Origin of the sequence: Aeromonas molluscorum 848, from assembly GCF_000388115.1 — a bacterium.
Classification (GTDB): Bacteria; Pseudomonadota; Gammaproteobacteria; order Enterobacterales; family Aeromonadaceae; genus Aeromonas; species Aeromonas molluscorum.
On the sequence record NZ_AQGQ01000003.1, the window covers coordinates 64935 to 85127 of the forward strand.

At 59.3% G+C, this 20193-nt stretch carries 18 protein-coding genes and 1 pseudogene; 15 read left to right on the top strand and 4 right to left on the bottom strand.

Annotated features, from left to right (window positions below):
* Window positions 1–6: 6 nt before the first annotated feature.
* From G113_RS01450 to G113_RS01460, 3 genes are all read left to right on the top strand, one after another.
* Entirely contained in the window at window positions 7–1809 is a 1803-nt protein-coding gene (locus G113_RS01450) for an aminopeptidase P family protein (RefSeq protein WP_005891913.1), read from the top strand.
* A gap of 206 nt (window positions 1810–2015) precedes the next feature.
* Entirely contained in the window at window positions 2016–2450 is a 435-nt protein-coding gene (locus G113_RS01455) for a GNAT family N-acetyltransferase (RefSeq protein WP_051106550.1), read from the top strand.
* A 170-nt stretch (window positions 2451–2620) separates the two neighbouring features.
* Entirely contained in the window at window positions 2621–3085 is a 465-nt protein-coding gene (locus tag G113_RS01460; protein WP_005891919.1) for an outer membrane lipoprotein, read from the top strand.
* A gap of 63 nt (window positions 3086–3148) precedes the next feature.
* On the opposite strand, the gene lysE is transcribed toward G113_RS01460, so the two are convergent.
* The gene (gene lysE / locus G113_RS01465) at window positions 3149–3769 is read right to left on the bottom strand and encodes an L-lysine exporter (protein ID WP_005891922.1); all 621 of its coding nucleotides are present in this window, start codon (window positions 3767–3769) and stop codon (window positions 3149–3151) included.
* A 243-nt stretch (window positions 3770–4012) separates the two neighbouring features.
* Window positions 4013–4795, bottom strand: coding sequence for a LuxR family transcriptional regulator (locus tag G113_RS01470; RefSeq protein ID WP_005891925.1), 783 nt, complete (start codon window positions 4793–4795; stop codon window positions 4013–4015).
* 59 nt (window positions 4796–4854) lie between these two features.
* Between G113_RS01470 and G113_RS01475 the strand changes: the two genes are divergently transcribed.
* From G113_RS01475 to G113_RS01510, 8 genes and pseudogenes are all read left to right on the top strand, one after another.
* Window positions 4855–5511, top strand: a complete 657-nt coding sequence (locus G113_RS01475) for an acyl-homoserine-lactone synthase (protein ID WP_005891928.1) — start codon at window positions 4855–4857, stop codon at window positions 5509–5511.
* Between the two features lie 204 nt (window positions 5512–5715).
* Entirely contained in the window at window positions 5716–6609 is an 894-nt protein-coding gene (locus tag G113_RS01480; protein ID WP_005891931.1) for a LysR family transcriptional regulator ArgP, read from the top strand.
* A 114-nt stretch (window positions 6610–6723) separates the two neighbouring features.
* Window positions 6724–8776 (top strand): annotated as a pseudogene (locus tag G113_RS01485) (exoribonuclease II).
* Between the two features lie 673 nt (window positions 8777–9449).
* Complete coding sequence (locus G113_RS01490; RefSeq protein WP_005891934.1) at window positions 9450–11378, top strand: PTS mannitol transporter subunit IICBA; 1929 nt, start codon at window positions 9450–9452, stop codon at window positions 11376–11378.
* Window positions 11379–11413: 35 nt separating this feature from the next.
* Window positions 11414–12556: a mannitol-1-phosphate 5-dehydrogenase gene (locus G113_RS01495; RefSeq protein WP_005891937.1), complete on the top strand. Its 1143-nt coding sequence runs from the start codon at window positions 11414–11416 to the stop codon at window positions 12554–12556.
* A gap of 62 nt (window positions 12557–12618) precedes the next feature.
* On the top strand, window positions 12619–13140 hold the full coding sequence (locus G113_RS01500; RefSeq protein ID WP_005891940.1) for an MltR family transcriptional regulator: 522 nt from the start codon (window positions 12619–12621) through the stop codon (window positions 13138–13140).
* Window positions 13141–13263: 123 nt separating this feature from the next.
* On the top strand, window positions 13264–15075 hold the full coding sequence (locus tag G113_RS01505; protein WP_005891942.1) for a cation:proton antiporter: 1812 nt from the start codon (window positions 13264–13266) through the stop codon (window positions 15073–15075).
* A gap of 38 nt (window positions 15076–15113) precedes the next feature.
* On the top strand, window positions 15114–15362 hold the full coding sequence (locus tag G113_RS01510; RefSeq protein ID WP_005891944.1) for a hypothetical protein: 249 nt from the start codon (window positions 15114–15116) through the stop codon (window positions 15360–15362).
* Between the two features lie 88 nt (window positions 15363–15450).
* On the opposite strand, the gene G113_RS01515 is transcribed toward G113_RS01510, so the two are convergent.
* Together G113_RS01515 and zntB are read right to left on the bottom strand one after the other, a co-directional pair.
* The gene (locus G113_RS01515) at window positions 15451–15975 is read right to left on the bottom strand and encodes a mechanosensitive ion channel domain-containing protein (protein WP_040318797.1); all 525 of its coding nucleotides are present in this window, start codon (window positions 15973–15975) and stop codon (window positions 15451–15453) included.
* Window positions 15976–15977: 2 nt separating this feature from the next.
* Window positions 15978–16958, bottom strand: a complete 981-nt coding sequence (gene zntB / locus G113_RS01520; RefSeq protein WP_040318798.1) for a zinc transporter ZntB — start codon at window positions 16956–16958, stop codon at window positions 15978–15980.
* 134 nt (window positions 16959–17092) lie between these two features.
* Here zntB and G113_RS01525 point away from each other — a divergent pair, with 134 nt between their 5' ends.
* The 4 genes from G113_RS01525 to G113_RS01540 form a co-directional block, all read left to right on the top strand.
* Window positions 17093–17545, top strand: coding sequence for a YaiI/YqxD family protein (locus G113_RS01525; protein WP_005891949.1), 453 nt, complete (start codon window positions 17093–17095; stop codon window positions 17543–17545).
* 203 nt (window positions 17546–17748) lie between these two features.
* On the top strand, window positions 17749–18240 hold the full coding sequence (locus G113_RS01530) for a metal-dependent hydrolase (RefSeq protein ID WP_040318799.1): 492 nt from the start codon (window positions 17749–17751) through the stop codon (window positions 18238–18240).
* 539 nt (window positions 18241–18779) lie between these two features.
* Window positions 18780–19796: an Ig-like domain-containing protein gene (locus tag G113_RS01535; RefSeq protein WP_005891953.1), complete on the top strand. Its 1017-nt coding sequence runs from the start codon at window positions 18780–18782 to the stop codon at window positions 19794–19796.
* Window positions 19762–20193: Ig-like domain-containing protein (locus G113_RS01540; RefSeq protein WP_236611696.1), on the top strand; the 432-nt coding region annotated here is incomplete at its 3' end. The genes G113_RS01535 and G113_RS01540, both read left to right, overlap by 35 nt.

Here is a 20193-nt window from a genome sequence, read left to right on the forward strand (position 1 = left end):
TACGACATGAACCATTTCGAGATCATTGAAACCCGCGTCGCCCAAATCCGGACCACCCTGGCCCAGCAGGAACTGGACGCTTTCATCGTGCCCCACGATGACGAACATCTGGGCGAATACATTCCGGCCCATGCCGAGCGCCTGGACTGGCTGACCGGCTTCAATGGCTCCGCGGGTCTGGCCATTATCCTGGCCCAGCAAGCAGCGCTCTTCGTCGATGGCCGCTATACGGTGCAGGCCCGCATGCAGACCCCGGCCCACGTATTCAACTTCCTGCACCTCAATGAGGATCCCCATGTCAGCTGGTTGACGGAACAGCTTGAACCGGGCGCCAGAGTCGGCTTCGACCCCCGTCTGCACAGCCTGACCTGGTACCAGCATGCCAATGCCCAGCTCAGCGAACGCGGTATCACACTGGTTGCCGTGACCGACAACCCCATCGATCAGCACTGGCTGGACCGTCCCGCCCCCGGCAAGCACCCCATCATGTTCTACAGCGAAGAGTTGGCCGGGCAGTCCAGCCAGGCCAAGCGCGAGCAGCTGGCGAGCGATCTGCGCAAGCGTGGTCTGGACGCCGTGCTGCTGACCCAGGCCGAGCCCATCAACTGGCTGCTCAACCTGCGCGGTCGCGATGTCGAGCGCCTGCCCGTGGTACTGGGGTTTGGCGTGCTCTATGCCAACGCCAGCATGGATTTCTTCGTCGATACCGACAAGCTCGACTGCATCGCCTTCAGCCAGCACGTGGGTCAAGATGTCTCCGTCTACCCCACCGACAAGTTGGGCGCCCTGCTCAAGCGCATCGGTGAAGATCAGCAGAAGGTCCTGGCCGATCCCAACACCGCCAACGCCTGGACCCAGCTGACCATGGAAGAGGCGGGTGCCATTCTGGTCGCGGGTCAAGATCCCACTATGCTGCCCAAGGCCTGCAAGAACGAGACTGAGCTGACGGGGATGCGCGCCGCCCACCTGCGCGATGGCGTGGCCGTCTCCCGTTTCCTCGCCTGGCTGGATCGCCTGATCCTCTCAGGTGAGTTCGACGGGGTCGATGAAGCTAGCCTTGCCGATCAGCTGGAAGCGTTTCGCAAAGAACAACAGCACTATGTCGAGCCCAGCTTCGACACCATATCGGCGCTCGGCCCCAACGCCGCCATGTGCCACTACCGCCACACCAACGGGGTGCCGCGTACCTTCGGCCAGGATGCCATCTATCTGGTCGACTCGGGTGCTCAATATCTGGACGGTACCACCGACATCACCCGCACCGTCAAGGTGGGTGAGGTGACCGAGGAGCACAGGGCCATGTTCACCCGCGTACTGCAAGGCCACATTGCCCTGGATCAGGCCCGCTTCCCGCGCGGCACCGCGGGCATTCAGCTCGATGTGCTGGCTCGCATGCCGCTCTGGCAGGCCGGTTATAACTACGACCATGGCACTGGCCACGGCGTGGGCCACTTCCTGAGCGTGCATGAAGGTCCCCAGCGCATTGCCCCCAAGGGCAGCCTAGTGCCACTGATGCCGGGCATGGTGCTCTCCAACGAGCCCGGTTACTACCGGGAAGATGCGTTCGGCATTCGGTGCGAGAACCTGGAGATCGTGATCGAACTGCCCCGTCAGGGTGAGCTCGACATGCTGGGCTTCGAACGACTGACCTATGTGCCGTTCGATACTCGTCTCATCGACCGCGACCTGCTGAGCCCGGCCGAGTTTCGCTGGATCAACGAGTATCACGCCGAAGTTTATCGTCGCTTGAGCCCCTTGCTGGAAGGCGAGGATCTCGCCTGGCTGGAGCAGGCCACCGACCTCATTTGATGGAATAAGCATCATCAGAAACAGGGCCTCAAGGCCCTGTTTCGTTTCTGGCCACCCGGCCATCACATAGACAAGCCAAGGCTTGCCGCCAAGTCGCCGCCACTTGAATCCCGATCTGACTAGGGCTACCCTTGCCGACCATTCTCCGCCCGCCTATCCCAGGAGCCCCAGTGACACCGACTCTCAGACTTGCCACCCCGGCCGATATGCATGCCATCTGGCAGATTGAATCCCAGGTATTTGGCGAAGCTATCTACCCCGACTTCTTCTTTCGCCAAGCCGTCGATCTGTGGCCCGACTTGCTGCTGGTCGCAGAACGCGAGGGACAGCTGCTTGGCTACGGCTTGGGAGGCGTCGGACAGCAGCGCACTCAGGGCTGGTTGCTCTCCCTGGCGGTTCTGCCCCAAGCCCGCGGCCTCGGCCTGGCCGAAGCCATCATACGCAAGCTGGAGCTGGCACTGAGGACACAAGGCTGCCTGCAGGTACGACTGACCGTCGATCCGGTGAATCCGGCCCGGCGCCTCTATGAGCGGCTGGGCTATCGTGAACTGACGCTGGAGCCAGCCTACTTCGGTCCGGGAGAGGACAGATGCCTGCTCGAACATGAGTTGATCGTCCCGCCTCTCCAGGACAGGGAGTAGACGTGATCCGTCAGGGTCTGACCGAGGTATGCAACATAGCCGCTAAGACCTCTGGGTGAGCCAGCTTGGATACAACATACTTGGTTACACTTTGAGGGTGCCATCATGGCGAAGAGAGGGGTAGAGTGACCCCTGATGCCTAATTTGTAGTCAAGTTCAGGAGAACCATTATGTTGCAACGACTGATCCTCATCGCCCTGCTGGCCGCCGCTGTCACCGGTTGCGCCAACAGCGATGTTTATTCTGGCGATGTCTATACCAAAGACAGAGCCAAGCAGGTGCAGACCGTCAGCTACGGCACCATAGTCTCTACCCGCCCGGTCAAGATCCAGGCCGAAGAGAATTCCATCCTGGGCACCATAGGCGGCGGCGTCGTCGGTGGTCTGCTCGGCAGTACCATAGGCGGCGGCACCGGGCGCAGCCTAGCCGCCGCCGGGGGCGCCATCGCGGGTGCCGCTGCGGGCAAAGCCGCCGGTGACAAGCTCAATCAGGTGGATGGCGTCGAACTGGAGATCAAGCAGGACAACGGCAGCAGCATAGTCGTGGTGCAAAAGGCTGATCCCAGCTTCCAACCTGGTGCCAAGGTGCGACTGACCCAGGGCAATGGCAGCGTCAACGCCGCCGTGGTGCCCTGATCATTTGCCCAACAAAAAGCCCTCCATGAGAGGGCTTTTTTATACGCGCAGCTCCCCTTTGTCTCATGCGCCGTTCAGCGCGCCGCTTGCCAGTTGCAACGCCAGACCCAGCATGATGAGGCCGACCAGCAGATCGATACCCTGCTGTACCTTTCCTCGGGCAAGCCAAGGAGAGAGCGCCGCCGCACCATATGCCAGGCCATAAAACCAGACGAGAGAGGCCAGCATGGCTCCGACCGCAAAGGCGGGCCGCAACGGCTCGGCAAACTGACTGCCGAGGGAGCCGAGCAGCATGAGCGTGTCCAGATAGACGTGGGGATTAAGCAAGGTAACACCCAGGGTCATGGTCAATACGCTCTTGACCCCCATCAGCTGGGAGGAGTCCGCCAATGTGGCCCCCTGCCCACGCCAGGCGCTGCGCAGGGAGCGCAGGCCGAACCAGCCAAGAAACAGCACGCCACCCCAGGTCAGTAACGCCAGACCGAGAGGATTGGCCGCCAGCAGGTTGGCGCCACCAAACACCCCTATCCCGATCAAGATGAGATCGCACAGACAGCAGAGTGTCGCCGTCAGCAGGTGATGGTTGCGGTGGATGCCCCGACTCAGCACAAAGGCATTCTGGGCTCCGATTGGAATTATCATGGCAAGGCCTAACACAAAGCCCTGCAAGCTGGTCGCCATCATGGGTTCAACGTCTCTCAGTGAAGATGGCGGCAGTATGCGAGATGGGATGATTTAAGAGAAATTCATTAAATTTCTCATTAATTCGAAAATTTAATGACCGGAACCCTGCCTGAACGTGACGACGATCGGCTTCTGGTTGTCAATTGTTAGATCTGACAATGGTCGAGGAGGAGATCCCTTCCGATAATGCTGCCGCTGGGGCACCAATGAGAAGATGAAGAGATGACGCCTGATGGATGCGGGTTACTGCAGCTGACGCGGAAAATTGGTCACCACCACCTCTTCCAGATTGGGCACCAATATGCCGCTGCTCATCCCCTTGGCGATGGCCTGATAGCGGTTGATGGAACCGGTCTTGCGGGTCACCTGATTGAGATGGTAATTCACGGTTCGCTCGGTGATGCCGAGGATGCTGGCGATTTCGCCGGACGTTTTCCCCTCGCTGGCCCAAGAGAGACACTCGGTCTCGCGTACCGTCAACACTTCCTGTGCGGCCCCTTCCGGCAACCCGAGTCGCACGGTGCGCAACGCCGCATCGAAAATGTAGGTCGACATCCAGGAGAGCACGGGGGAAGACTCCAGCAACAGATCGCTGGAAGCCCGCTCCCGAGTGATGAAAGAGAGAATGCCACTCTCGCCGGTAGGGCCGTGAAGGGGAAAGGAGATGCCGTTGCGCAGACCGAACTCGGCAGCCAGACTCATGACATCGAGGCTACCCGCTTGCAGAAAACGCACCTTCTCGTCGAGCTGGTTCCAGTAGATGGGCAGCGTCTGGTGGCGAGCCAGCTGGATGATGGGATCCCGCGCCAACATATGCTGGGCCGTGTAGGCCTGGATCCAGGAGTCGGGGCAGCGGTTGAACAGCACCACCTTGGGACGCTGCATCGACATCGGCAGGATCAGCGCGAAGCGATAATAGTCATAGCCCATACCGAGCGCGAAACGTCCAATCAGCTCAGACAGTTGATCACCATCCGTGACCCGAGTGAACAGTTCAAGGTATTCCAGCAGCTGAGCCTGTTTCATTTTCGTCCCCTTCCCGAGCCCGTGAGTATAACGCCCTTCCTGGATATGGAGTGAGCAGAATGCGTGTTTTCAAGGGAAAACTGAATCGTCATTGGGATAAAACCGTAGAAAATTCCCTTTATTGCTTTAGAAACCGCGTTTTCCACGAAAGACTCGGTTGGGATGTAGAATCCCACTCCGGCCTGGAGCGAGATAACTTCGATGGTCCGGATACTCATTGGGTTCTGATCGAAGACGAACAGGGGCTATGTGGCTGTATCCGCCTGCTCAGCTGTGCCCAGGATTACATGCTGCCCACCATCTTCCCCACCGCCCTCGCCGGCGAGGCCCCACCTCGCCATCAGGATGTCTGGGAGCTGACCCGGCTCGCCATCGACGCCAACCGGGCTCCGCGTCTCGACAACGGTGTCAGCGAACTCACCTGCGTCATCTTTCGCGAGGTGTATGCCTTCGCCCTCGCCCACCAGATCCGTGAGCTTATCGCCGTGGTCAGTCTGCCGGTCGAGCGCATCTTTCGTCGACTGGGCCTGCCAATTGAGCGGCTCGGCCATCGGCAAGCCGTTGATCTGGGGGCGGTGCGCGGTGTCGGCATCCGTTTCCAGCTCGATGAACGGTTCGCCGCCGCCGTCGCGCGCCCGCTACGCGGTCACTACACAGACCATGGCGGAGCTGTCTCCCCTTACCCCATAAAAAATCCCGGGAAGATCCCGGGATAAAGCACTCACGCTAGTCCGATCCCACCCCACGCAGAAACGGACGTGATGGAGTATCGTCCTTTGGATCCCTTGCGGCTACTGTCACTTTTAACAGTGTTTAATGCGGCAGCGATAATGCATGGCCGAACGTCCGGGCCGCCTTGCCTCCCCTTCGGCACCCAGAGTAGAGTGACTTCTGAATAGTCATATTGATAAGGGATATTGATGAAGGCTCTGGATTACAAGTTGCTGCTGGCCCTGGATGCCGTGATGCAGGAACAGAACTTCGATCGTGCCGCCCAGCGCCTGCACTTGACCCAGTCCGCCATCTCCCAGCGCATCAAGCAGCTCGAACAGCAATTTGCCGAGCCCCTCATCATCCGTAGTCAGCCGCTACAGGCGACGCCACTGGGGCAAAAACTGCTGGCCCACTACCGCCAGGTACGCCAGCTCGAGCAGGAACTGAGCAGCGAACTGGCCCCTGCCAGCCCCCAGGCACCGATCCGCATCAGCATTGCGGTCAATGCCGACAGCCTGGCCACCTGGTTTCTACCGGCCCTGGCCCCTCTGCTGGAAAGATTTCCCATCGAACTCAACCTGTTGGTCGATGATGAGAGCCGCACCCTGGACAAGGTGCGCGAGGGTCAGGCATTCGGTGCCGTCAGCCTGCACCCGCAGCCACTGCCTGGCTGCAGCGTCGATGAGCTCGGCCAGATGTGTTACGTCTTGACCGCCAGCCCCGCCTTCATGGCCCGCCACTTTCCAGAGGGCCTCACCCCGCAAGCACTGGCCAAGGCTCCCGGAGTGGCCTTCGATCCCCGGGATGACATGCACATCAGTTTCTTGCGTCGTGAATTTGGTCTTGAGCCCGGTGGCTACCCATGCCACATAGTCCACTCTTCCGAGGCCTTCGTCGCCATGGCGGAGCAGGGGCTGGCCTACTGTCTCATCCCCGAATTGCAGATCCGCGCCCAGCTCCAGTCCGGCCGTTTGCTGGATCTCTGCCCGGACCGTCACCTGATAGAGACCCTCTACTGGCACCGCTGGCTGCTGGAACGAGGCCTGCACAAACAGATCTCCCAGCGTCTGATAAGCCAGGGGCAGGCTGCGCTGAGTTGAGCCCAGCGAACCCTCAGCGGCCGGGGGATCAGCCCAGTCGCCTTGGCTTTGCGGGGTGAAAAACGTATAGTGCTGGGCGATTCTTCATCAGGTTTTCACTCAGGTTCCTCACATATGTTCCAAGACAATCCCTTGCTGGCCCAGCTCAAACAACAGATCCGCGAAAACATCCCCAAGAAAGAAGGGGTGATCCGCGCCTCCGATCGGGGATTTGGCTTCCTGGAGGTGGATGAGAAGACCAGCTACTTCGTGCCGCCCCCCTACATGAAGAAGGTGATGCACGGGGATCGCGTGAGTGCCCTGATCCGCACCGAAAAAGAGAAGGAGGTCGCCGAGCCGGATGCCCTGCTGGAGCAGGCGGTGACCCGCTTCGTCGGCCGCGTCAAGATGTTCCGCGACCGCCTCAATGTGGTACCGGATCACCCCCTCATCAAGGATGCCATCAAGGCTCGTGCCAAGAAGGGACTGGATGAGAAGTCATTCAAGGAAGGGGACTGGGTGGTCGCCACCCTTAAGCGCCATGCCCTGGCCGATGGCAACTTCTCCGCCGAAATTACCGAGCTCATCGCCGACCAGGACGATCACAATGTGCCTTGGTGGGTGGTATTGGCCCGTCACAGCCTGGCCCAGATAGAGCCGGCTGATCTGCCCGAGTGGAAGGTCATTGAAGAGGAAGAGCTGCCGCGTACCGATCTGACTCAGGTACCCTTCTTCACCATCGATGGCGCCAAGACCAAGGACATGGATGACGCCCTGGCCATCCGCAAACTGGACAACGGCTGGGAACTGCTGGTCGCTATCGCCGATCCGACCGCCTATGTGGCCGAAGGCAGCGAGCTGGACCTGGAGGCCGCCAAGCGTGCCTTCACCGTCTACATGCCGGGCCGTAACGTGCCCATGATACCGCGCACCCTCTCCGATGAGCTCTGCTCCCTGAAAGAGGGCGAGGAGCGCAACACCCTGTGCGCACGCCTGCTCATTGCCGAAGATGGCCTGCTGCTGGAAGAGACCGAGTTCTTCGCCGCCCGCATCATCTCCCATGCCCGCCTCAGCTATGACGACGTCTCCGACTGGGCCGAACATGGCAAGGAACTGACCATAGACGCCGGCGTAATGGCCCAGCTGCCGCTGATGAAAGCCATGACCGAAGCCCGTATCGCCTGGCGTACCGAGCACGCCCTGGTGTTCCCGGACCGCCCAGATTACGACTTCGAGCTGGGTGAGAATGGGGCCGTACTGGCCATCCACGTCGAGCCGCGCCGCATCGCCAATCGTATGGTGGAAGAGTCAATGATCGCTGCCAACATCTGCGCCGGTCGCGTGCTGGGCAAGCAGGTTGGCTACGGCATCTTCAACGTCCATACAGGTTTCGATGAAGAGTCCCTCGATGGTGCCATGGAGCTGCTCAAGACTGCCGATGCCCCCTTCGAGAAGGAAGAGATCGCCAGCCTCACCGGTTTCTGCGCCCTGCGCCGCTGGATAGACAACCTGGACACCCGCTGGCTGGATGGCAAGATCCGCCGCTTCCAGAGCTATGCTCTGATGTCCGCCGAACCGGGCGCTCACTACGGCCTGGGTCTGGATGCCTATGCCACCTGGACTTCGCCAATTCGCAAGTACGGCGACATGGTCAACCACCGCCTGCTCAAGGCGGTGATCGCCGGCAAGGCACCGGGTCCGCGGTCCCAGTCTGGAACTGACCGAGCACCTGACCGCTTGCCGTCGTCTGCATCGCATGGTGGAGCGCGGTATCGGCGACTGGCTCTATGTCCGCTTCCTGCAGAGCGCCGCTGGCACCGATCAGATCTTCAACGGCGAGATCATCGACGTGATGCGCGCCGGTCTCAAGCTCAGGTTGCAGGAGAATGGCGCCGTGGTCTTCATGCCCGCCCGTCATATCCTCGACAACAAGGAGAGGCTGGAGTGCAGCTGGGACAACAGCCGCGTCTATCTCGACAAGACAGAGGTGGTCTATGAGTTGGGCCAGGTTATCGAGGTCAAGTTGACCGAAGCGGTGGAAGAGACCCGCTCCCTCATTGCCAAACCGGCGGTGGCGTTGGTCCCGGGCCCAGCCCCGCAAGCCCCGGTGGCCGACAGCACAGTGGCCGAGAACACGGTAGCCGAGAGCACCGAGGCCCCTGCCGAAGCGGCCCCCAAGGCGGAATAAGCCAAAACCCTGCCGCTCGATGCAAAAATCCCGCAACTTCTGCGGGCTTTTTTTATGGATGAGACAAAGGGGGATCAAGGGTCGGCCACTGTGTGACTAACCCGACACACAGGGTCGAAGGGAGGCCGTCCTCCCGGCACGCGTGCTCGCTGAGCAGGGCACTGAACGGCCCAAAAAAAGACTCAAGTGGCTTGCCAATACCAGACTGGCTTGACTGACAGTCAGCGATGAGAACCTGAAAGTGGGTTACAAAATAACTGATTCATTGATTATTAATGACTGATTGCACTTTATTCATCGGTGAGGTCATTATAAATCCCAGCACAGGCACTGCCTCAATTGGATACAAATTACCAAAATGAGACACGCATCACATTGACAGGGGGTTTGCGCAAACCCAATAAAGTGACCCAGATCTCAATTGATGGGCAATTTTGGCAGGAAAGATCGAAATGTCGCCAAGATACGGCGAAAAGATGTGACCTGAATCACTACAAATGGTGGGGGGTAGGCCAGGTATATGTGACAAACATCACAAGACACCCCGTTTCCAGCCCAGTCTGATAATGAAGTGGTAGATTGAAGTTGCTTAGACGACAGGGATGAGGGTTCGGCAAAACCCGTTATCCCGACTACCACTTTTAATCACACAGGCTCAAAACGGGGTGCCGTCATGTTATCACCGGATACCAAAGTCAAGATACAGAATTTTGGACGCTTCCTGTCCAATATGGTCATGCCCAATATAGGCGCTTTCATCGCCTGGGGCTTTATTACCGCCCTCTTCATTCCCACCGGCTGGCTGCCCAGTGAGACACTGGCCAAGCTGGTTGGCCCCATGATCACCTACCTGCTGCCGCTGCTGATTGGCTATACCGGCGGCAAGCTGATGGGCGGTGAGCGGGGCGGCGTAGTCGGTGCCATCACCACCATGGGTGTCATCGTCGGTACCGACATCCCCATGTTCATGGGGGCCATGATGGTCGGCCCGCTCGGTGGCTGGGTCATCAAGCGTTTCGACAAGGCGATGGAAGGCCGCGTCAAGAGCGGTTTCGAGATGTTGGTCAACAACTTCTCCGCCGGCATCATCGGCATGCTGCTCGCCATCCTCGCCTTCTTCGTGATCGGCCCCTTCGTCAAGGTGCTCTCTGGCGTACTGGCCGGTGGGGTGGGTTTCCTGGTGGAAAACCACATGCTGCCGCTCACCTCCATCTTCGTTGAACCGGCCAAGATCCTCTTCCTCAACAACGCCATCAATCACGGTATCTTCTCGCCGCTGGGCATTCAGCAGGCAACCGAGCATGGCCAGTCCATCTTCTTCCTGATCGAAGCAAACCCGGGCCCAGGCATGGGCGTACTGCTCGCTTACATGGTATTTGGCCGTGGCGCGGCCAAGCAGTCTGCCGCCGGTGCCTCCATCATTCACTTCTTCGGCGGTATCCACGAAATCTACTTCCCCTACGTACTGATGAACCCACGCCTCATCCTGGCGGTGATCGCCGGTGGCATGACAGGGGTCTTCACCCTGACCCTGTTCAACGCAGGTCTGGTCTCCCCCGCCTCACCGGGTTCCATCTTCGCCGTGCTGTTGATGACGCCGAAAGCCTCCCTGATCGGGGTCGCCCTCTCCATCATCAGCGCAACCCTGGTCTCCTTCCTGGTTGCCGCCATCTTCGTCCGTGCCCAGCAACCGGAAGCCGACGAGGCCGATGCCCTGGGTGAAGCCACTCGCAAGATGAAAGCCATGAAGGGTGGCAAAAACGACACTGTCGCCGCCAAAAAACCGGGTGGTGAACTGCTGGCAGTACGCAACATCGTGGTTGCTTGCGATGCGGGCATGGGTTCCAGCGCCATGGGTGCCGGCATGCTGCGCAAACGGGTGCAGGCCGCCGGGCTCGACATCAGCGTCACCAATCGTGCCATCGACCAGCTCGACGATCAGGTGGACTGGGTCATTACCCACCAGGACCTGACCGAGCGGGCTCGTCGCCACGCACCGAATGCACGCCATATCTCCCTGACCAACTTCCTCGACAACGGACTCTATCAAGCCATGGTGCAGGAGCTGAGCCTGACCCAGGCTGCCAACGACGATGTGGCTCGCCCCACCCTGCTGGTTGCGGCCAATGATGACAGCTATGAGCAGCAGGATCCCCAGGTGTTCACCTTGAGTCACCAGGATATCCAGCTCGGCCTCATGGCCGACAGCAAAGAGGCCGCCATCAAGGCCGCCGGAGCCCTGCTGGCCGAACGGGGCTATGTCGAAGCCAGCTATGTGGATGCCATGCTGGAGCGTGAACAGCTGGTTTCCACCTACCTTGGCGAGTCGATCGCCGTGCCCCACGGCACCATAGCCGCCAAGGAGAAGGTGATCCGTACCGGCATCGTCATCTGCCAGTACCCGGCCGGCGTCGCCTTCGGCGAGGCGGCCGATGAGGTGGCCCGCCTGGTGATTGGCATCGCGGCCCGCAACGACGAACACATTCAGGTAATAACCCGCCTGACCAATGCGCTGGATGAGCCCGGTCTTATCGACCGACTGGCCAGTACCCAGGATCCTCAGGAGTTTCTGGACTTGCTCGGTGGCGAACAAGCTGCCTGAACCTGCTCACATCATTGGTTAAAGAGGTTAATTTCATGAAAACATTGCATTTTGGTGCCGGTAATATCGGTCGTGGCTTCATCGGTAAACTGCTTGCCGACGCCAACCATCAGGTTACTTTCGCCGACGTCAACGAAACGCTGATAGATCAGCTAAACCACAGCCAGGAGTACAAGGTGCATGTGGTGGGGGCGGATCAGAAACTGGATGTGGTACGCAATGTAGCTGCGGTCAGCTCCGCAGGCCCCGAGGTGATTGCCCGTATCATCACCGCCGATCTGGTCACCACGGCGGTGGGTCCCAACATACTGGACAAGATCGCCAGCACCCTGGCCAAAGGCTTGCAGGCTCGCTTCGTGGCGGGCAATCTCAACCCCCTCAACGTCATCGCCTGCGAGAACATGGTGCGCGGCACCACTCACCTCAAGCAGGAGGTACTCAAGTACCTGCCGCTCGAGTATCATGCCACCCTCGAATCCTGTGTCGGCTTCGTTGATTCGGCGGTGGATCGCATAGTGCCGCCTGCCGCGGCCAACGATGACCCCCTGGAAGTCACGGTAGAGAGCTTCAGCGAGTGGATTGTCGACCAGACCCAATTCAAGGGTGCCCTGCCCCTGGTGGCGGGCATGGAGACCACGGATAATCTGATGGCCTTCGTCGAACGCAAGCTGTTCACCCTCAACACGGGGCACAGCATCACCGCCTACCTCGGCAAACTGATGGGCTACCAGACCATACGCGATGCCATAGAGGATCCGGTGATCCGCAGCAAGGTGCGCCGGGCCATGGAGGAGAGCGGCGCCGTACTGGTCAAGCGCTACGGCTTCGATCCCCGACTACACGCCGCCTACATCGAAAAGATCCTGGCCCGTTTCGCCAATCCCTATCTGGTTGACGAGGTCGACCGGGTCGGGCGCCAGCCACTGCGCAAGCTGGGGGCCCAGGATCGGCTCATCAAACCGCTGCTCGGCACCCTGGAATACGACCTGCCCAATGAGGGATTGCAGGAAGGCATAGCCGCCGCCCTGCATTACCGCAACGCAGAGGATCCCCAGGCGGTCGAGTTGCAGGCCGCCATTGAGACGAATGGGGTGGCGACCACACTGGTACAGGTGACCGGCCTGGACCCGGCCAATCCGCTGGTCGCGGCCATCACGGCCCGCTACCAGGCACTCTAACCGGACTCACAGGGAGGGGATCCCCCCCTCCCTGCTCATGACTAGCTGGACCCGACTGATTTATGACCACACACCAGGAAGATGATGTACTGGAACGACTCAACGAGCAGGATGGCCCCCGCGGCTTCTTCCTCGAAGTCGTCACCATCCTGGAAGAGGCCGTGGACTCCCTGATGCGGCGCGCCTTTCGCCAGGAAGAGTATGCCGTCAAATACGCCATCGAGCCCCTGCTCAACCAGAGTGGCCCCTTGGGCCAGATAGAGGTGCGCCTCAAGCTCATTTTCGCCCTCGGCCTGGTCTCTCTCGAGCTCTATCAGGACATAGACGTTTACCTGAAAATCCGCGATTTTCTGGTGCGCGACCCCAAAGACTACCGATTCAGTGACAAACCGGTGCGCGATCTGCTCGATCGACTGCATGGCATCAACCGCGCCGGTCTCATGGAGCTGGAGCCGCCCGCCTCGGAAGAGGATTGGACCTTCTATCAGATGCAACTCGCCCGTCAGGACCAGATGGTGCGATCTTCGCTGGTGCTGGCCGTCGCCCACTGCGTCGGCGAGCTCCACAAAGAAAGTCCCATTTAACCCCGATTTCGCTCCCCCGAATGCCCCTCTTGCGGCTAGCCTACTTGTCTCAATCGAGCTAGGGTGTCAGGCTGACAGCAATACATCCAAGCCTGCTCTTTCTACTCCCTTTATGAGGTAGCCATGACCGCACTTTCGTTAGCGGGGATCGCGCTGATCTCCTTGCTGGCCCAATGGCTGGCCTGGGCCCTGCGGGTCCCCGCCATTCTGTTTTTACTGTTGACCGGGCTGCTGCTCGGCCCGGTGACCGGCGTGCTCAATCCGGATCTGCTGCTGGGAGACCTGCTGTTTCCCCTGGTCTCGCTGTCGGTAGCCGTCATCTTGTTTGAAGGGGCACTGACCCTGCATCTTGCCGAGCTCAAGGGCATCGGCAAGGTGGTGCGCAACCTCTGCTCCATCGGCATGCTGACCAGCTTTGCGGTGATAGGCGCCGCCAGCTACTTCCTGCTCGGCCTGGATTGGCGGGTGGCCATGGTGCTCGGCGCCGTGCTGGTGGTGACGGGACCGACAGTCGTGGCCCCCATGCTCAACGTCATCCGCCCGGTCAAGGAGATAGACAAGATATTGCGCTGGGAGGGGATCGTCATCGATCCCATCGGCGCTCTGTTCGCGGTACTGATCTTCGAAGCTGTACTGCTCGGCAGCCAGGAAGAGATGGTGACCCATACCCTCTGGGCCCTGGCCAAAACCGTCGGCATAGGCTCCTTCATCGGGGTGGCCGCAGGCTGGATCACGACCCTCATCATCCGCAAAGACTGGCTGCCGGTCAGCCTGCACAAGTTCGGGGTGCTGGCCCTGGTACTCGCCACCTTTACCCTGTCTGACTGGCTCAGCCATGAGTCTGGTCTGCTGGCGGTGACGGTTTTTGGTATCTGGCTTGCCAACCAGGATGGTCTGGATCTGGAAGAGGTGCTGACCTTCAAGGAGGACCTCGCCGTCATCCTTATCTCTTCCCTGTTCATTTTGCTGGCGGCCCGTCTCGATCTGGCCCAGTTGTGGCAACTGGGTCCCATGGTACTTGTCTTGCTGTGCGTGGTGCAGTTCGTGGCCCGCCCGCTCTGCATCCTAGTCTCGACCCATAACTCCAGCCTGCCTTGGCGAGCCAAGGCCCTGCTCAGCTGGATAGCCCCGCGGGGCATAGTCGCCGCGGCGGTCAGCGCCTCTTTTGCCATCAGCCTCAGTGAAGCCGGGATCCCGGATGCGGGTAAGCTGGTTCCCCTGGTGTTCGCCGTCATCATCTCGACCGTAGTGTTGCAGAGCCTCACCTCGGCGCCGCTGGCCGGCCTGCTCGGCATGCGTCAGCCCACCCCCAATACCTGGCTGCTGATCGGGGCCAACTCGGTGGCGCGCGCCATCGGCAAAGCGCTGGCGGATCAGGGCGTCCCCGTCTATCTATCGGATCCCGCCTGGGAACACTGCAAGCTGGCTCGCATGAGCAACCTACCCTGCTACTTCGGCAACCCCCAGTCCGAACATGCCGAGCTGCACCTGCCGCTCACCAGCATCAGCACCGTGTTGGCCCTCTCGCCCAATCGCCACAACAATGCCCTGGGCGTGCTGCACTTCTCCCACCAGTTTGGCGAGGATAAGATCTATTCGCTGCGCTCGAGCGATGTCCATGGCAAGGCCAACCGTGAGAGCGCTACCTTCCGGGCCCGCCAAGTGCTGTTTGGCAGTGACGTCAACTTCGCCCGCCTGAGCGGTCTGCTGGCCCGGGGTGGCCAGATCAAGGCGACCCGCCTCTCCGAAACCTTCGACTGGGTTGCCTATCAGGCCGCCAACCCCGGCGCCATCCCCCTGTTCATCATGGATGCCAGACAGCACACCCAGGTGGTGACGGGCTCGGTAGCACCGGTGCCGGGTGAGCTGATCATTGCGCTGCAACCCCCCAAAGAAAATGTCGCCAAAACCGAGGCCAGCCCTGGCAAGGACTAGACTTGTCATGACGCCGCTTCGAGCAGGAGGAGGTCGGTATGACAGTCAATGAACTACGCCAGATCTATCGGCAGCAAGGGATACAGGAGGCAGAAATTGTGCACGATGCCATGCTGCCTGGCTGGATCGTCGAATTTCGCGGAGAGGGAGGACGCCTGTTTGAACTGACCGACAGCTTCGGCTTGCCGCTCAGTTTCGGCACGGTAGACGAAGCACGGGACCATATCCACAAAGTGGCCGATTGCCCTATCCAGGTCGAGCACCTCTATCACTTCTTTGAGCGCTGACCCAAACACTCAGCCCCTGATAACAAAGACCCCGCCATGGCGGGGTCTTCTTGTTAGCCTCTCAAGTTACAGCGAAGGGGCACAGCCCCTATTCTGGCTGGCTCGGCACGTCGGGAGGCGCGGAGGATTCCAGTCTGCGCACCGGTCTTTGCAGGAACAGATTGGCCGGATAGGTAACCAGATCGCCATGATCGTCGCGCACCTGCACATAGAAAAGCCCTATCTCGAGGATGACACCGGTGACGGAATCATCCTTGTCGAGAATGCGGATCCTGTCCCCGATCCGATACGGGAAGGCGAAGAAGATGGTGATGCTGGCGGTGATGTTGGAGAGAATCGACCACTGGGCCACCATGGCGACCCCGAGTACCGCGAAGAAGGAGGAGGCAAGTACCACCAACCGGGAAAAATCGAGACCCCAGACTCCGGCCAGTACCAGCAGGGTCGCGCTGCCAAGCAGGAAGTGAAACACATGCTCGACGTAGCCGACCCGGCTCTCGCTCACCTGCTTGGTGCGTCCGAGCACCCGCAGGCTGCGTCTGATGATGCGCCGGATCAGACCATGAGCCAGCAACACCAGCAGAGCCAGCCCGAAAGATTGCCAAAGCGTCATGGTCACCACCAGTGCCGATGTTTGAGCCAGAGGGCGAGCACGACGGCCAGGCTGGTCAGGGAGGCGCAAAACACCCAGAAGGCAAGCGGACTCCCGGCTCCCGGCATACCGCCCAGATTTATGCCGAACAAGCCCGTCAGGAAGCTGGCGGGGAGAAACAGGAGCGCCATCACCGACATCTGATAAGCGCGACGGTTGGTCGCCTCCGCCACCATGTTGTTGATCTCGTCCGCCAGCACACCGGTGCGGGCGACCCCCGCATCCAGATCATCCAGCCAACGCCGCAAGCGGTCGGCTATGTCGAGCAGACGGCGCCTGTCGTCCTCGTCGAACCAGCTGATCTTCTCGCTGGCGAGACGCGCAATGAGATCCCGTTGCGGAGAGAGGTAACGGCGGATCATGATCAGCTGCTTGCGAATGCGGGCGAGCTTTCCATTGGTCGGCAGCTCCCGTTCCAGCACCTGCTCCTCCAGCGCTAGGATCTGATCGTGCAGCTCCTCGACGAACTCACCGGCGCGATCGGTCAGGGCATCACAGATCTCCACCAGCCAATCGGCCGGGTTATCCGGCCCACCGCCCAGCTGCAGCTGCTCGAATACATCCTTCTCCGACAAAAGAGGACGACGGCGGCTGCTGATGATGAGATCCGGGGTAATGAAGATACGCAGGGCCACCATCTCTTCGGGCTTGTGATTCTGGTTGTGGTTGATGCCGCGCAGGATCAGCAGCACTGTCTCCCCCATCCGCACCAACTTGGGTCTGTTGCTCTGGCCAAGCAGCGCCTCGCGGGCCGCATCTCCCAGCAATGGAGTCTGCAGCAACCAGCGGGCCGCCTCCGGGTTGCCGTAATCCAGGTGCAGCCAGCTCGGTTGCTGGGCCGGCAACTCGGCGCCTGCATCTAACGGATGCTGGCCACCCTTACCGTCCAGGGTCAAACCATAGATGAAATCATTGGGTACCAGATCCACGACACCTCCTCTCATTACGCTGGATGACATTTGTTCGCCTCAGCCACAGCACGGCGACAGTCGCCCAGCTTACACCAAAGCTGGCCCCGACTCAGCTTTGCCCCAAGCCATGATAAGATGGGGCACCTTCATATTCTGGATATCAAACCATGCCCATCTGGGTCGATGCCGACGCCTGCCCCACTCCGGTCAAGGAGATCCTCTACCGCGCCGCCCATCGCGCCAAGATGCTCACCACCCTGGTCGCCAATCAGGGACTGAGGGTCCCCCCCTCTCCCTATATCAAGACCCAGCAAGTGGAGCAGGGTTTTGATGTGGCGGATCACGTCATCGCCCAGCAGGTTGTACCGGGAGATCTGGTGATCACCGGGGATATCCCCTTGGCCTCCTGGGTCATAGATGCCGGTGGCGAGGCGCTCAATCCGCGCGGCGAGATCTATACCAAAGAGACCATCAAGGCCCGTCTCGGCATGCGTAATCTGATGGAAGAACTGCGATCGGCTGGGGTTCAGACCGGTGGTCCTGCACCTTTCAACCAAGCAGACAAACAGAACTTCGCCAATGCCCTCGACCGGTGGTTGCAGAAGGGGCGACTCGGCTGACAGAGTCATGTCAGCCATGGGCAATTCTGCCAACCATATCGGGCTCATCACACCACAGCTGGCGAGGCAAAGCAGAAATCGGCTCGCCATGGGTCATGATTCGAGCATTTGGTGACCTGAAAACCCGCTGGTTTCAAATAGTTGCCGACAAGCAGTTCTGAGCTGCTAAGATGCGCCGCCGCTCAACTCGCATCCCGGTTACCATGACAGCCCAAGGGCACCTGATTTTCTCCGTCACCTGCGCCCTGCTCGCCCACAAGCTACCGCTCACGCCAGCCCTGGCCGATGCCAATCTAGCCCAGACGGTGCTTGCCGCCCTGGCCAGTTCGCTGCTGCCTGATCTGGATCACCCCAACTCGGTACTGGGCCAGAGGCTACGCTGGATCTCCATCCCCCTCTCCCGCATGACAGGCCATCGAGGCTTCACGCACAGTTTGCTGGCGGTCGCATTATGCATCTTGGGACTCAATAGCGATCTCATGGCGGGTTGTGTGCCTCTCGCGGTTAAAGACGCACTCATCATTGGTTATCTGAGCCACTTGCTTGGCGACTGGCTAACCCCAGCAGGCATTCCCCTGTTCTGGCCACTCAAACAGCGCTTTCGCCTTCCTGGTTGGTCGCTCAAGAGTGGAGGTGCCATTGAAACAAGCTTTTGTACTCTGAGCCTGCTGCTCGCCGGTTATTGGGTCTACTGACGCAATCTCTGACATGACGCTATGGTCGATCTGGTCGTTATCTCGACCCGCAACGCTGCCCTTTCTCCGCATCAGCGCAGTAACTGGCTGCCCCTCAGCCATCCTCACTCAAGCATCTGAACCTGCCTCGTTCAGAAGAGAGCAGACCATATTGATATAACAAACATTACCAGTTTTTGAAAAAACACCTTACTTTTTATTCTATCAATAGAGTGTGGCGCTATCGGGTTTTATTGCCTAAACATATAAACAAAATAAATGTCATTAATATCAATAGAGGTTGGCGATTAAAGGAGTAGATACTTTTTGATTAATTAATGGCTCACATTAAACCCTCTTGGAAAATATTATCAATATGATGCCATATAACCGCACAGAGCATGGTGTTAATAAGCCATTCCATTACCAATCAAAAATAACAAATTTAAAATCAATCTGATAACCACACAATAGATAGATGTAAACGGCTATTCACGCGATACGAAAACCATATCAGCCATTTAATCCATATAAGCGAAGAATGTGTAAGGGGAAATACTATGAGCAGGATGCTGAATATTTTTCTTCCACTGTTGTTTAGTTTGATATTGTTTGCCTGTGGTGGAGGGGGTGGCGGCGGAGACGATAGTAATTCTCCCAGCCCAAGTCCTGCCAAGAAATTAACGAGTCTCCAAATTACCGCCAATCCCGTCGGAACTCAGGCCCGAGCGGAGGTTGATCCCCAGATCCCGCTAGGTATCGATACCCAATATCAGGCGGTAGGTGCCTACAGCGATGGCACCACTGAGGATGTCACCACCAAGGTGACCTGGAACAGCTCTGTCCCCTCAGTCGCCACCATAGATGACAGTGGGTTGGCTAAAGCCATGGAATTGGGGCAATCCACCATCACCGCCAGCTATCAAGGCGTGACGAGTAACAGCTCCATGTTTGAAGCTACGAGTGCCATCGTCACCAATATTCAGATCACAGCCCCTGCGTCCAAGTTGGCAAGGGGGCTCAAACTGCAACTAACAGCCATGGCCAGCTTCTCGGACGGAAGCAGCAAAGATATCTCTTCTCAAGCCAGCTGGATCAGCAATCAACCCACCTTGCTGTCTGTCGATGCGAAAGGGCAGATCACCGGCAAGGCAAGCGGCACTGCGATTGTCACCGCCAACTTGCAAGAAGCGACAGGCCAGATAACTATCTCTGTCACCAATGCCACCATCAGCCAGATCCAGATAACTCCAACCAGTCTAACCCTGGCCAAGGGGCTGACGAACAAGCTGACAGCTATTGCAACCCTCAGCGATCAGAGCACTCAGGACGTGTCCAGCCAAGTCGCCTGGTTGAGCAGTAATACCAGCATCGCCACCATCAGCACCCAAGGCCTTGTCAAAGCCATGGCGACCGGCAGTACCACTCTGTCTGCCAGCCTGCTCGGCGTGACAAAGAGCCTCAGTCTCACTGTCACCAATGCCACCCTCAATCAGGGCGGCCTGACCATAGCCAATCCCCCCCCTGACCCTTGCCGCTGGCCTGACAGCTCAACTCGCCGCTACCGGCAGCTATAGCGATGGCACCACTGTGGATGTCACTGCCTCCGTCAGCTGGGTCAGCAGTGATCCGGCTGTCGCCACCGTCAGTTTGACTGGCCTGGTCACCGCCGTCGGCGCTGGCACTGCGACCATCACCGGGACTCTTGACGGACAAACAGTCACTCTGATGGTCACAGTCACTAGCGCAACCCTCAACCCGAACGGTCTGTCGATCACGACGCCTCCCTTGACCCTGGCTGCCGGCCTGACAGCTCAGCTCGCAGCTAACGGCAGCTACGACGATGGTAGCAACCTGGATGTTACCGCCAGTGTCAGTTGGACCAGCAGCGCCCCTGCTGTTGCAACCGTCAGCCCCTCTGGTCTGGTTACCGCCGTTGCCCCCGGCAGCGCCACCATCACCGGCTCCCTGAAT